The organism is Vreelandella olivaria, assembly GCF_023507745.1.
In the GTDB taxonomy this organism is placed as follows: Bacteria; Pseudomonadota; Gammaproteobacteria; order Pseudomonadales; family Halomonadaceae; genus Vreelandella; species Vreelandella olivaria_A.
This window is the reverse complement of the sequence record NZ_JALPZO010000112.1, coordinates 1-14191: the sequence shown is the minus strand read 5'-3', so window position 1 is coordinate 14191 and position 14191 is coordinate 1. Positions and strand designations below refer to the sequence as shown.

Sequence of the window (14191 nt, the reverse complement as noted above, 5' to 3'; positions counted from 1 at the left end):
ATTATGTTCCGCTTACGTCGTTCCATTTTACTGGGGGTGGCTACCGCTTGTTTAGCGCTTACCGTCAACGCCTATGCAAAAGATCAATTGGTACTTGCCATTGGCGGTGAGCCAGAGCAGGGGTTTGATCCATTGCTGGGCTGGGGGCAATATGGCAACCCTCTATTTCAGTCCACACTGCTATCCCGTGACCGTGACCTGACACCGAAAGCTGAACTGGCCACAGACTGGTCGCTCTCAGAGGATCGGCTAACCTGGACACTAACCCTGCGCGACGATGCCTATTTCTCCGATGGTACTCCCCTTACCGCAGCAGATGTAGCCTACACCTTCAATGCTGCCGCGCAAGCAGGCGGGCGGGCAGATTTAAGCGCACTGAAGGAAGCCCGTGCGATTGATGAAGTGACGGTTGAACTCTCACTTAACACGCCACGTATTACCTTTATCGAACAACTCATCACCTTAGGCATCGTACCTACAGCCGAACGGGAGAATGGCTATAGCGACGCCTATGGCAGGCAACCACTCGGCTCCGGCCCCTATCAATTGGTTGAGTGGCAGGAGGGCGAACAACTTATTGTTGAGCGTAACCCTTACTTCTACGGTACTCCTCCCGCGTTTGAGCGATTGGTGTTTTTATTTACCGGCGAAGACGCCACGCTTAGCGCGGCCCACGCAGGGCAGGTAGATCTGGCAGCCTTACCCCCCGCGTTGGCCACGAACCTTCCGCCCCAGATGCAGCGTGTTATTATGGAAAGTGTTGATAACCGAGGCATTTTATTTCCCATACAGCCATCCAGTGGCGAACATGCACCTTCAGGTGCCCCCATAGGCAACGATGTAACAGCGGACATAGCCATTCGCCAGGCGGTCGATCTTGCTCTGGATCGCGAAACGCTGGTGGAAGTAGCGCTACACGGCTATGGGCGCCCAGCTTTTGGTCCTGCCGATGGGCTGCCCTGGAGCCTGAACGATGAGGCCTTTGAAGCTCCAGATATAGCACGGGCCAGTGAGTTGCTGGATGCCGCAGGCTGGCAACTGAATAGTGATGGGCTGAGATACAAAGAGGGCCAGCCTGCCCGCTTTCGGCTAACCTATCCCGCCAGCGATACCACCCGGCAACTGCTGGCCCAGGCCAGCGCGGAAATGGTGCGCCCGTTGGGTATAGAGATGCAGCCCACGGGGCGCCATTGGGATGAAATCCAACGCGAAGCGCTGCACCAGGATGCCATTGTATTTGGCTTTGGCAGCCATAGCCCCCAGGAAGTCTACTACCTGTTTCACAGCCAGCATGCCGGTTTTGGTTACTACAACAGCGGCTATTACGCTAATGAGACTGTCGATAGCCATTTAGACGCAGCGCAGTCAGCCGCAACGGTGGAAGAGGCCAATCAGCATTGGCAGGCTGCTCAGTGGGATGGGGAAACGGGTTACGGCTCCCGTGGTGATGTGAGCTGGGCCTGGATGGTTAACCTGGAGCACGTTTATGCAGCGGATGCCTGCCTGGACGTTGGGGAGTTAGGCATCGCTCCCCATGGGCACGGCTGGCCGATTACCGCGAACCTGTTGGAGTGGCGCTGGTCGTGCGAGTGACCCAGTGGCTGGCTTTTCGCTTACTGCGCCTGGGGCTGGTGCTGCTGTGTGTTGCCACACTATCGTTTGGGCTTGTTATGTTGTCGCCTATCGATCCCGTGGATGCTTATCTTGGCCCCCAGATGGCGCAGGTTAGCCCTGAGCAACGCGCTATCATTGCGCACCGCTGGGGCTTTGATACCCCACCGGCGGCTCAGTTTGGCCACTGGTTACGCCAGTTGCTTAGCGGAGATCTGGGCTGGAGCCATATATACAACCGGCCAGTCAGCGAGGTCATTGGCGAGCGCTTTTACCGCTCTATTGCGTTACTGGGGAGCGCCTGGCTACTGTCGGCGCTGGTTGGCTTTGTGCTTGGCGTTATGGCGGGGGCAAAAGAGGGGTCACTGCTCGACAGATTAATTAGCGCCTACGCCTATATTACAGCGTCAACGCCAACTTTCTGGTTGGGCATACTGGGTCTGCTCCTATTCTCAGTGTACCTCGGCTGGACACCCGTCTGTTGTGCAGGCCCCACGGGTACCTTAAGCCAGGATGTCAGTACGCTGACCCGGCTCCACCACCTTGCCCTCCCCGTGGCCACACTCACACTGTTGGGTATTGCCAATATTACCCTGCACACTCGCTCCCGTATGGTTGCACTCATGCGTTCGGATATTGCCACCCATGCCTTCGCGCAAGGGGCCAGCCGATTTGATGTGGCGTGGCGCCAAGGCCTTCGCCATGCCAGCCTACCGGCGCTGACACTGGCGTTTGCCTCTCTGGGTGAGCTGTTTGGTGGCTCCATTCTGATTGAGCAGGTGTTTGCCTATCCTGGCCTTGGCCAAGCCACGGTTGAAGCGGGGTTAAGAAGCGATGTACCACTGCTACTGGGCATTGCTCTGTTTACGGCTCTGTTTGTCAGCGTAGGTAACCTCATCGCAGACACGCTTTATCGTCTGGTTGATCCGCGTATTGGGCAGACTAGCTCATGAGGCCGACACAACCGCACCTGTATACACTGGGCTATATATTGCTTTCGGGCAGTTTGCTCGCGCTATTAATCAGTAGCCATTGGTGGTTGGGCACAACGCCTGCACACATGCAGTTTGATGCGCGCCTGATACCACCTGGAGGCAACCACTGGCTGGGTACCGATGCCCTGGGCCGGGAATTGTGGGCACGTACCCTGGCGGGGCTACGGATCAGCTTTTGGGTAGGCCTGAGCGCCGCTCTGCTGGGAACCACCATTGCCTTATCGCTCGCCGCCCTCTCAACACTTTCCCGCCAGATGGATGCACTGGTCAGCTTACTGATTGATACCCTGCTCAGCGTACCGCACCTGATTTTGCTGCTGTTAATTGCGTTTGCGTTAGGTGGAGGCACCCAGGCCGTCATTATTGCCGTAGCACTTACCCACTGGCCAAGCCTGGCAAGAGTGCTACGCGCGGAGCTGTTGACGCTTCGCCACGCCCCGTACATACGTATTTCACGCTCACTTGGGAAATCCCGCGGGTTTATCTTATTTCACCATTTACTGCCCCATGTGCTGCCCCACTGTCTGGTCGGTGCGCTACTGCTTTTCCCCCACGCCATTTTGCACGAAGCCGCCCTGACCTTTTTAGGTGTTGGATTGGACCCCAGCCAGCCAGCCATTGGGGTGTTATTGGCTGAAGCCATGCGCTATATAACGGCTGGCTACTGGTGGTTAGGGGTATTCCCTGGGCTGGGGCTGCTGATGATGGTGCTATGCATTGATCGCCTGGCTTTTCATCTACGGCGGGCATTATAGGTGCCTCAAGGAGTTTGCTGTGCTGCATATTGATCAACTCACGCTGCAACTGCCCTACTACCGAAGATGGTGGCAACGGGACTGGGCCACCTGCTTTGAAAACATATCGTTAACCATATTGCCTGGGGAAGTACATGCCATTGTGGGCGCTTCCGGCGCAGGGAAAAGTTTGCTCGCCTATACAATTCTGGGCCTGCTCCCGGAGGGCGCGAAAACAAACGGCCAGCTGTTTTTTCAATCCGAACCATTAACCCCAGCCCGTCAGCAGCGGCTTCGAGGACGGGAGCTGGCGTTAATACCTCAGTCGCTAAACGCTCTTGATCCTTTAGCGCGTAGCCAACGCCAGGTCAGTTGGGCTGCCCTTCGAGCAGGGCAGCCCAAAGCGACTGCCTGGCAGAGTGCTCATCAGGCACTCACTCACTACCAGCTGGATGAACACGCCCAGCGTGCATTTCCCCATGAGCTGTCCGGCGGCATGGCCCGGCGGGTACTCACCGCCATGGCCCACGTTAGCCACGCCAACCTGATTATTGCCGACGAACCCAGCGTTGGCTTAGACCCGCAGCAGCGTGACCGGGTACTGATGGCACTCAAAGCGCTGGCCGACCAGGGGAAGGCGGTCATCCTCATTACCCATGACTTACGCCATGCTCTGCCGATTGCTGATAATGTGACCATTATGCGCCAGGGGCTATGTGTCGAAACCACCACCACTGCTGCCTTTCAGGGCCATGGTGACGCGTTGCATAGTGGCTATGCAAAAGCACTCTGGCACGCACTGCCTGACAATGCCTTTACCAGCCCTATCATCATGAATGCCTTAGAGGAGCCAAGTGTTGCTTGAAGCCAGCCTACTGACGTTTGGTTTTCGTACCGACAAGCCGCTTTTAAAAGAGCTTTCACTGACTCTTCATAAAGGCCAATGGCTGGGGCTAAGCGGGGATTCCGGTGCGGGAAAATCAACCCTGGGTAAGCTCTTGGCCGGGCAACTCCGCCCATGGAGCGGGCATATTACCGTTGATGGTATACCCCTCTTACCGAGTGGGCTGGGCCCTGTACAGTGGTTACCCCAAGCGCCTGAGCTGGCGGTTAACCCCCGCTGGCGGGTGGGTAAAATTCTAAACGAAGCATGGTCACCACCTGAGGCGCTTCTCCAAGCCTTTGGCATTCAGCCTGGCTGGCTAAAGCGCTTTCCCCAGTCATTATCCGGCGGAGAGTTACACCGGGTATGTGTCCTGAGGGCTTTGGCTCCTGGCGTTCGCTACCTTATTGCTGATGAGATCTCAACGATGCTGGACCCCATCACACAGGTGGAGTTATGGACAGCATTGCAGACGTATGCAGAAAGTCGGCAGATAGGGGTATTGGTTATCAGCCATGATACAGCACTGGTGGAGCGCTTATGCCCACAGCGCTATCACCTCACCCATGGGCAACTAGTGACCAACCTGACGGCTGCGACGCTCGAAACACCACATACCAATACCAATGCCCAGCGTAACACCCAACAATAGCCAAGACCCAACAGCAATCCCCTGCCACTCACCCCAGCGCCAGAAAGGCTCAAGCCAGAAACCTCCCACACTGGCGCCCAGGTAGTAAAACACCAGATAGAGTGAAGAAGCACTGCCTCGCGCGCCCTGAGCATAGCGCCCCACCCAACTGGATGCCAGAGAGTGAGCCAGGAAAAACCCAAAGGCGTTGATGGTTAAACCGACCACAATCAGCATCAGTGAATCTGCCAGTGTCACCGCCGTGCCAAACATTAAAATAATAATTCCAGCGCTTATGCAGCCTGCTGGCGAAAAGCGCTCTGCCAACCTTCCCGAAACCGTGGAACCGAAGGTGCCCCCCAAATAGGTTAAAAAGATCAGCCCCAAACTGCTGGCGGCCAATTGGTAAGGCTCACTGGCTAAACGAAAGGTGATATAGCTGTATTGATTAATAAAGATCAGAAAGTTGATGCCACCCAGACAATATGCGGCCAGCAATACCGGGGTACGCAAGTGACCTATCAAATCCCCTATGGCGTGGCGCAGTTGAAAGCGTTTAGGTGTAAAGGCCTGGCTAGTGGGCAACAGGCGCCAGAAAACAACGCACCCAACCACCGTCATCGCTCCCACGGATAAAAACGCGGCCGTAGGCCCACCCAGCTCTGCAGCACCGCCGCCTACAATCCGCCCGCTAATGCCCCCCAGCGTATTAGCACCAATATATAAGCCAACGGCACTAAGCAGGGCGGGCTTGTCGAACTCATCCCCCATCCAGGCAATGGCGACGGCGGGCAAGCCGCCCAATACAAAGCCTTGCAGCAAGCGCAGCAGAAGCAACGTTTCAAAAGTGGGTGCAAATGCCAGCGCCAGTGAAAAGCAGCCTGCCAGAAACAGCGTGATGCGCATAATGGCTTCACGCCCGATCGCGTCAGAAAGCGGCCCAAAAACCAATAGCGCCAGCGCAAGAGAGAGTGTTGACACTGACATCAACAAACTCACCATCAGGGTGGATACCCCATAGGCTTCCTTGAGGCCAGGCAGTAGCGGCTGGGGGACATACAAATTGATAAATACAAGAAACGACCCTAAACAAAGGGCAGCAGTAGCGCGCCACCAGGCACGCGTTTTGGCTTCAATCATGCCATTCCTAACGTTAAGCGGCGCTTCCGTCTGGCACTTACTGGGTAAAGTTATTACTCAGTTGTGCCAGGTTAGTCGGTTCCAGAGCACGCCGTGATTGCCAGTAGTAACGCTGCCAGTAACTGTTATTCAGACTGGAGATAATCACCCCTTGAGAGGTGGAGGCGTGGAGAAAATAACCATCCCCCACGTAAATGCCCACATGGTTATAACGTCCTGGTGGGCGGAAGAAGACCAGATCGCCCGCCTGCAGTTCCTGGCGGTCGATCGGGCGTCCCTCATGTACTTGATCCTGGGTAGAACGGGGTAACTCTAAATCGAAGGTGTCACGGAAAATGGTTTTAACAAACCCGGAACAATCCATGCCGCGTTCCGAGATACCACCAATCCGATATGGCGTCCCTGCCCATCGCTGATGCTGTGCTAGTAATGCCTGTCGAACCACTGTTGGCGGAGGTGTCTGCAGGCTACGCAGTTGAGCAATGGAATTATCAACCGGGGACATTTGCGGGTTGAGTCCCTGCCCCATCCCCGGTAGCGTCATCGAGAAATAATCCTCAGGGGGTTCCATACTCTGGCGTGAGGCAGAGCCTGCACACCCAGCTAAAAAAGCGACGGTAACACAAACACTTACAACACGGACAGCGGTCACAGCGGGGTGTGGCAACGCAACCATGCGATTAACCTCATAACAAGATTGATGGTGAAAGTAAGCAGAATATAAGCAAACTCATTTTTTCCAAAACTAGAACTATAAGCCAATTATCATATGCTTGGCGAGCATCAATGTAATGTACGTTGGTCACCCGGCAGCGTATCAATATGCAGCGGGGCAAAATGGCGTGGCTTATTACCCGGAAAATCGAGGCTTGCCCAAGGACCCGCCAGGATGGGCGCGCCGCATACCCAGGCCACCAGCGCCTGACGAAAGCCAGCTAAAAAGCTCTCCCGCTCAGGGGTCTCACCCATAAAGAACGAGAAACCGGCATACATCCCAGCAGCGTACTCTTGCCAGCCTGCGTAATGGTCGGCAGCCAGCAGATACGCACGATCCAACACTGTCGCAAAGGCTTGCCGATCCAACCAGCCCAGCTGGCGCGCCGCAATGGCAAGGTCAACCAGCTGAGCGATATCCCAAGCCGCCATATCGACCTCGTTACAGCCATCCTCATTGGCCCGCACCCGACGCAAGCGCTGGAGATGGTGGCGCTCCTCCTCTGCACAGTCACCCGACTCCAGAATCGCGATTTCAGCCTCTAGTCGCTCAGGGTTCAGGGTATAAGGGGCATAATTGATCTGATACTCCTGCCGATCACCGGCCTCCAACATAAAGGTCAAAAACTCCTGCATGTCATCAGCGCTACTGAGATGGTAATGGCTCTCCACCCACTCGCGGATATCAGCACACTCTCGGAAACTTTCTGGCTGAGGTTCACTCCACACCGCGCTATTAAGCGGGCCCACCAGGGACATGGCCGTGAAGTGGCTAAGGGTTGGGCGCTCACCGGGTTCACACCAGGCATCATGTCGCCAGTCAAGCCAGTGGAACAGGCTACCAGGGTCATCCAGATGCCAGGCAATTTCATTGATCAGGGAGTCGTGCTCAGGCTCGGGCAGGCAACTCTCCCAGGCAAACCAGGCATCCAGCAGACGCTTGGGCGACGCATAAAAGCGGCATAGGCAGCTACGCAAGGCAGTGGCATACTCCATCAGCGGTTCATGCTCGAATAATCCACTGTCCAGCGCCATATGCAAGTAAAACGCAAATTTCTCCGCCATGTGGATAGTGGCGGCATGACGGCTAACGCCTTTCACCGCATTGCGTTGCTTTAATTCGTCAGAGGTGGGCTGCCCAAACGGTGTCTGCGATGGGGGCATCACCCCATGCACTGCATCAGCAGCCAGTTGATTAAGGTGGTGCGCCTGGGCGGGTAACCAGTAACGGGCCAGGGCTTGCGGCCCCTCGTCCGCATGTAGCCCGAGGGAATCCTGCAGATAGATAGCCGCGTCAGCACGACGCTGCTCAGCGATAGGCGCAGCGGGATTCAGTTGACGCAGCATGACATCCGGCTCACGCACACCCGCCAGGGCCAATAGCCAGTGGTGTGGGGTATTGCGCCACTGCCGTATACGCTCCCGCGAAGCGTTGCGCGTGGTATCGTCCAGCAATACACCGGGCGCATGTGTCCAGGGGCTATGGGGTGCCTGCATCAGCAATTTATGGCGGGTACTGGGTGTCATGCCTCGCCGGTCCACCCCCTCAAACAGGCTTTGCCCCCGCATATAGGCTTTTATCACGGCATGCCAGTCGTGGTAGCGACGGCTGATGAGATCAGCAGCATGCCCAGCCAAATCATCACTCTCTTCCTGGCTTAGCCAACCACAGCAGGCACCTGCCCAGGCCAATTCAACCAGACGCAACCAATCCCATGCGGCCCAATCAAGCGGCTCCCCCTGGCTGATAAACTTGATAAGCACGGGGGCGTAAGGAGAATCCTCAACTGCACCACGCTGCCACTCCAGGCGCTGGGCATTATCCATGGCCAGCAGTTCGCGGGCTTCAATATCCCAGCGCTGCCGTTCTCCTTGAGCGCTTAGCCACAAAATCACTTCCAATAAGTGTTCACGGTCGTGCACCTGCCAAATCCGCTCCAGCCACTGGCGGGCATCAGGCCAGTCAGCAACATGGGCCGGATAACTAATCACTGGCCGGAATAATGCGCACAAGCGCCAGGGCTGCGCCGCAGGTGTTTGTGGCCACAGCGATGCAGGCGCCGGTAATTGCAAAAGCACCTGCTCAAGCGCTTCCCAGGTAATGCCTTCACCTTGACTTTCCAAATCCGCCAATGCCTGGCAGGCATCAATAAAGCGGTCATCAGCGCCTGTTTCCCAGCCTTTCTTACCCAGTGCCTGACGCAGCCCCGACAGCCAGGCACGCAGATCGCTGTATTCAGAGGTAATCCGGCGTATAACATGATGTGCCCAGTTAGCGGCCTGATCAGGCGTTAACCACCCCGCCGCACCGGCCAATGCAACCCATTCAAGTGCCCCCAACAACCGGTCTGCCCGCCCAGCGGGCGCACCCAGGCCATGAAACAGCTGCTCGGCAAGCTCACCACGATGCGCAATACCCAGTTGCAGCAGACGTTGCTCAGCCGCCCCTGCATCCACCGCCAGCGGATGAGGAGTAAACGCCCAATCACACAGCACCAGCTGTTGGGCCCACCAGGCATTTAATGCATCGACCAAAAGACACCTCGAAGAAACATGATGCTAACGATGAAAGCTGATAGATCGAGCGGCCATCACGTTGGCTGCTTTAAAGGCGCAATAGTGTAACGGAAAGTACCGCCAAGGCCGATAGCCTATATGCAACCATTCGACCAAAACGATACTGCCCGGCGCAGGGCCGGGCAGCAAAGGGTGCAGAGCGCTATGCTAAACAACATTACGACTCTCATAGTGATGCCTGTTTTACATACTACGCTTTTCTAACTTTACTAATCACCCACAGCAGCACAACTGCACCCACGATGGCCGTTACTAATGAGCCTACAAAACCACCTGCCTGAAGCCCTAACAGGCTAAACATAAAGCCACCGATAACGGCACCCACGATGCCGACGCCAATGTTGCCCAATACGCCAAAGCCACCGCCGCGCATGATGTTGCCAGCAATCCAGCCAGCCAAACCACCAATAATCAACCATGCAATAAAGCCCATAGTACCTCCTTGGTTTTCACTTTTTTCAGGGTTTTAGCTATGTGTACCAACTACGTGTTTTACCTATGAGTCGTGCTTGTCCTACCATAGCACACAGCGCTACTGTTCTGCGTAATAGATGCCAGCCCTTACTAAGGAAACGTTATGATTCCCGACTCTCTCAAACAATTGCTTAGCCACCTGGATGGCCAGCAGCAGGCTAGTTGGCAGGGGCGCGAGGTGGTTCTCTTTAACATGGCATGGGGAGAAATGATCATTAGCCTGCAGGGCGCGCAGGTACTGCACTTTCAGCCTGCTGGCGAAGATAACTGGCTGTGGGTTACCCCCACGCCCCAGGCGCTTCCTGGCGCTATTCGTGGCGGTATTCCACTGTGCTGGCCCTGGTTTGCTGACGAGCGCTATGCCGATGAGAGTCCTGAGCGTAATGGTGCCTTTCACGGGCTTGCCCGCCATGCCCAGTGGCGCCTGGACGCTGTTGATGAACACGCGGAAGGCATTGAAGCGCATCTCTCACCCATAGAGCGCCTGCATAGCCAGTTGACGGCCCGAGTGGTCATTCAAGCCAATGCACAGCGCCTTAATGTTGAGCTTATTAGCGAAAACATTGGCGACACTCCGGTCAAGACCAGCGGTGCGCTACATACCTATCTGGCGGTTAGCGATGCTCACCAGTGCCGTTTGGAAGGCTTGTCCGGTGCGCGTTATTTAGACAAGTTACGCGATTTTGCCGAAGCTGAGCAGCAAGGCACGCTGGCGATTCGCGGGGCGATAGACCGCATCTACCACACTAACGAAGCAGTCGTGCTAAACGATGGTGAGCGCACACTACGCATTGCCAAGCAGTCCAGCGACTCCACCGTGGTATGGCACCCTGATAGCAAGCTGCCCAGCGATACCCCAGCCGACGCTGGCCGTCACTTTCTCTGCGTGGAAGCCGCAAACACCCGCCTCGACCCGGTTTGGCTGGTACCCGGAGCACAGCACCTGCTCGGTACGACATTGAGCCGCAGTTAATACTGGGTTCATCCATAACTTGGTATGGTGGGTACCACATGATTTAGAGTAAGGAGCTTACATGAACCCTCAAGACCTGCTTGAGGCAGCTACGCTTGCGTTTAACCTGGTAGGCATGGTGGTATGTTTGATTGGCCTGACACTCGCCCAAAAAATGAGCCGCAAATGGCCGGGTTATGTCATCGCCGTCATCGGCTTTCAAATCGCCACCATGCCCATGTTTTATCAGCTAGTACTGATGTTACGTCAATAGCCTGTTCACTGCGGTGTTAGAACTCTTCATGTAATGCTTAAGAGGCATGCTTTATGCGCCAGCCGTTAAGTCGCGAACTTGGCAATTTATTGGAGCGTGGCCGTGACCGTCAGCTAAGACTGGCCGTGACCGGGCTCTCCCAGGCAGGAAAAACGGCGTTTTTGACGTCGCTGGTTAATCAACTGCGTCACGCGGGCGTTGAGGCTCAGTTGGACTTATTGCCCGCCGCCCGGGAAGGACGCCTGCTGGGCGCCCAGCGGCTTAACCAGCCCGACCTAGGGGTACCGCGTTTCCCTTACGACCCCGGCATGGCCGCCCTGCGCGAGTCTCCTCCCCGCTGGCCAGACCCCACCCGCGGCATTAGCGAACTGCGTTTGCAATTACGTTATCGCCCTGCCCGCCAGGGTTGGTTTACGCCAGATATTGCCCATTTAACCCTCGACCTGTTCGATTATCCCGGCGAGTGGCTCCTTGACCTGCCCCTGCTGCAACACAATTTTTATAGCTGGAGCCAGTCCCAATCACTGCATGAGGGGCCGCACCGCAAAGCGCTGTTTAAAGAGTGGCTCACGGGTATTGAGCATCTTGACCCCGCCGACGAGGCCGATGAGGCAAAGCTGGCAACCCTTGCCGATGCTTATGCCCAGGGGCTTAGGCGAGCTAAGCAGGCTGGCTTCTCAGATCTTCAGCCCGGTCGTTTTTTGTTACCAGGAGAGCTGGACGGCGCCCCTGTCCTACAGTTTTTCCCGCTGCCGACGCTCTCCATACCGCAAGAAACCCTTGAGGCCTTACCTGATAGCAGTGTCTACGCAACGCTGGCAGCCCGCTTTCGCTACTACCAGCAGCAAGTGGTGCGCCCCTTCTACCGCGAACACTTCCGCCGTTTCGACCGGCAGATTGTGCTGGTGGATATTCTGGGTGCGCTTAATGCCGGGCCAGAGCGCTTCGAAGACCTCTCCCGCGCGCTTCAGCAACTGATGCAAAGCTTCGATTACGGCAAGCGTAGCCTGCTGACGCGCCTGTTTGCGCCCAAGATTGACCGTCTGGCCATTGCAGCGACAAAGGCTGACCACGTTACGCCTGACCAGCATGGAAACGTTGTTCAACTGCTTGAATCCTTGCTGGCAGAGCCACTCAAAGACCTACGCTTTGCCGATATACCAGTGAAGGCGCTCTCCCTGGCAGCCATTCGCGCCACTGAAGCACGGGAAGTACTTCACGAAGGTAAACGAACGCCTGCACTAAAGGGCACCACAATGGAGGGCGAAGATGTGTTGGTATACCCAGGTGATGTACCCTCTCGCCTGCCGCAAGCAGAATTCTGGCAACAACAGGGGTTCGACTTCCCGAGTTTTCGCCCTATGCTGTCAACTTCAGATGCACTCGCTCATATTCGCATGGACGCCGCCATCGACTGGCTGATGGGAGATAAACTGGCATGAGTAATCCGCAGCCACGTCGGCATTTTCAATTGGATAAGTCATCCGACTCATCCCAGCCAAACGAGCCCTCACTACGCCAGCGGGAAACCTTTCCCGCCACCGACAAGCATCAGCCACTCGCCCCATCAGTGGAAGAGCAGGCCCTGCCCGAGGCCAGCCTTGGCACACCACGCAAGCGCCGCTGGGGGCTGATGTTTGCCCTGGCAGGCGCCGCCACCCTGGGAACCATTGAGCTGGCTACCGGTATTCCAGACGCCCTTTCCCAGTCGCAGTGGATGGCTATCGCCTGGCAATTGTTTGGCATCAGCCTGATTGGCCTGGGGGGGATATCGCTGCTTAAAGAGCTTGGCCGCCTACGTCGCTTAAAGCGCCACGACCGCCTGCGTAACAATCTCGCCGAACTCCCACAGCGCTCTGCCAAACAAGCTCAGGCCATGGCAGAGCAGTTGCGCAAACAGCTGAAACTAACCGATGACGATCCACATTGGCAGGCTTTCCAGAGAGCGTGCCAACCGCACCATAGCGGCGAAGAAATCCAGACGCTGCTGCGCTACCACCTGCTTGCGCCGAGAGACCGAGAGGCACAGCGGCTGATCACCAGAATGTCAGGTGAAACCGCCATTATGGTGGCAATAAGCCCTATTACGCTGGTTGATATGGCACTGGTTGCCTGGCGCAGTTTGGCGATGGTAGACCGGCTGTGCCGACTTTACGGGCTGGAGCTTGGCTACGCCAGCCGTCTGCGGCTGTTTCGCAATGTGCTGCACAATATGGCCTTTGCTGGCGCCAGCGAACTGGCAACGGATGCCAGCATGGATATGCTCTCCATGGATTTGGCAAGCCGGATTTCGATGCGGGCAGGCCAGGGCTTGGCCACCGGGCTGCTCAGCGCACGCCTGGGGCTGCGCGCTCAACGCCTGTGCCGCCCGGTGGCGTTCACCCCAGAAGAGCAACCCAAGCTTGCCGACCTACGCCAGGACTTATGGCGACAAATTAAGCGCTTGGATAAAGAGTCAGCGCCCACCAAACGTCCGTAACCATAAACCATCTAAACGTAAACTAACGCTCACTCCCACACAATAGCAACGAATGCCTTGGTTGTGGGAGCTGGGTTTATCGCTGGATAATACTTCAGCGATAGCAGCACAGCCGCCTAAGGATTGGTGAGACGACTCCCCCCGATCATTTTATAATCCGCTAACATCATCGCAACGGGATCAGCCCTATACGACTGTCATTATCGGGCTTTGATGATGGTCGAGGAGTTCAAGTATCTCAAGCCCCCCTGCGACTGACGATGAAACCACCTATGGCGGGATATGTGCGTACATTGATTAAGTACGCTAACAAAAAAATTACAATATTTACTTAACGTTTTAGTTTTCCCTGCCGATTACTAAGTGGGGCACCGAGAAATAACCAACGTCTCAGTCACTACCATCGGCCACATCATTGATGGCGATTCAGCAAAATGACAAGGAGGTATTGCCATGACAATCAGCATTGGACCCACTACCCCGGCGATATCGCAAACGACGTCTGGTAGCCGCACTCAGGACGTATCAGCCAAGGGAACCGAACAGAGCGAAAACACAACCTCGTCATCTGATTCTTCAAAGCCAGCCAGTCAACTTTCAACGTTGGCCCAGCAGTTAAGCGACAGCGCCCTACGTGCCGAAGAACGCGATGCCAGCCTGGACCGGAAGGCGCTTGGCCAAAAAGCCAATGCGCTGCTTCAGCCTATCACCCGCGACTTCCATCTTC

Annotated in this window: 13 protein-coding genes and 1 pseudogene; 10 read left to right on the top strand and 4 right to left on the bottom strand. The window is 56.1% G+C overall.

The features are described 5' to 3' along the window. Positions 1 to 3: 3 nt before the first annotated feature. Genes HP566_RS09660 through HP566_RS09640 form a run of 5 tightly spaced genes read left to right on the top strand, consistent with a single transcriptional unit; the run spans position 4 to position 4875 of the window. Complete coding sequence (locus HP566_RS09660; RefSeq protein WP_249977053.1) at positions 4 to 1593, top strand: ABC transporter substrate-binding protein; 1590 nt, start codon at positions 4 to 6, stop codon at positions 1591 to 1593. Beyond that, positions 1590 to 2564, top strand: a complete 975-nt coding sequence (locus tag HP566_RS09655; protein ID WP_425348183.1) for an ABC transporter permease — start codon at positions 1590 to 1592, stop codon at positions 2562 to 2564. Before HP566_RS09660 ends, HP566_RS09655 begins: the two co-directional genes overlap by 4 nt. Further along, complete coding sequence (locus HP566_RS09650; protein WP_249977051.1) at positions 2561 to 3361, top strand: ABC transporter permease; 801 nt, start codon at positions 2561 to 2563, stop codon at positions 3359 to 3361. The genes HP566_RS09655 and HP566_RS09650 overlap by 4 nt, the downstream gene beginning before the upstream one ends. A 19-nt stretch (positions 3362 to 3380) precedes the next feature. Continuing rightward, a complete protein-coding gene (locus HP566_RS09645) occupies positions 3381 to 4205 on the top strand; it encodes an ATP-binding cassette domain-containing protein (protein WP_249977050.1) in 825 nt (274 codons plus the stop codon). Further along, positions 4198 to 4875 carry an ABC transporter ATP-binding protein gene (locus HP566_RS09640; protein WP_249977049.1) on the top strand — a complete coding sequence of 226 codons (678 nt, stop codon included), beginning with the start codon at positions 4198 to 4200 and terminating at the stop codon, positions 4873 to 4875. The genes HP566_RS09645 and HP566_RS09640 overlap by 8 nt, the downstream gene beginning before the upstream one ends. Here the strand turns inward: HP566_RS09640 and HP566_RS09635 are convergent. The 4 genes from HP566_RS09635 to HP566_RS09620 form a co-directional block, all read right to left on the bottom strand. Further along, positions 4798 to 5994: an MFS transporter gene (locus HP566_RS09635; RefSeq protein WP_249977048.1), complete on the bottom strand. Its 1197-nt coding sequence runs from the start codon at positions 5992 to 5994 to the stop codon at positions 4798 to 4800. The two genes, HP566_RS09640 and HP566_RS09635, sit on opposite strands and share 78 nt — an antisense overlap. A gap of 37 nt (positions 5995 to 6031) precedes the next feature. Beyond that, entirely contained in the window at positions 6032 to 6670 is a 639-nt protein-coding gene (locus HP566_RS09630) for a C40 family peptidase (protein WP_249977047.1), read from the bottom strand. Between the two features lie 107 nt (positions 6671 to 6777). Then, a complete protein-coding gene (locus HP566_RS09625) occupies positions 6778 to 9243 on the bottom strand; it encodes a DUF1266 domain-containing protein (RefSeq protein WP_249977046.1) in 2466 nt (821 codons plus the stop codon). Positions 9244 to 9475: 232 nt separating this feature from the next. Then, on the bottom strand, positions 9476 to 9718 hold the full coding sequence (locus tag HP566_RS09620) for a GlsB/YeaQ/YmgE family stress response membrane protein (protein ID WP_249977045.1): 243 nt from the start codon (positions 9716 to 9718) through the stop codon (positions 9476 to 9478). A gap of 144 nt (positions 9719 to 9862) precedes the next feature. Between HP566_RS09620 and HP566_RS09615 the strand changes: the two genes are divergently transcribed. From HP566_RS09615 to HP566_RS09595, 5 genes and pseudogenes are all read left to right on the top strand, one after another. Next, positions 9863 to 10732 carry a D-hexose-6-phosphate mutarotase gene (locus HP566_RS09615; RefSeq protein WP_249977044.1) on the top strand — a complete coding sequence of 290 codons (870 nt, stop codon included), beginning with the start codon at positions 9863 to 9865 and terminating at the stop codon, positions 10730 to 10732. Positions 10733 to 10793: 61 nt separating this feature from the next. Beyond that, complete coding sequence (locus tag HP566_RS09610) at positions 10794 to 10985, top strand: hypothetical protein (protein WP_249977043.1); 192 nt, start codon at positions 10794 to 10796, stop codon at positions 10983 to 10985. A gap of 53 nt (positions 10986 to 11038) precedes the next feature. After that, entirely contained in the window at positions 11039 to 12427 is a 1389-nt protein-coding gene (locus HP566_RS09605) for a YcjX family protein (RefSeq protein ID WP_249977042.1), read from the top strand. Then, positions 12424 to 13464: a YcjF family protein gene (locus HP566_RS09600; RefSeq protein WP_249977041.1), complete on the top strand. Its 1041-nt coding sequence runs from the start codon at positions 12424 to 12426 to the stop codon at positions 13462 to 13464. Before HP566_RS09605 ends, HP566_RS09600 begins: the two co-directional genes overlap by 4 nt. Positions 13465 to 13917: 453 nt before the next feature. Continuing rightward, positions 13918 to 14191 (top strand): annotated as a pseudogene (locus HP566_RS09595) (hypothetical protein); the annotation flags it as partial.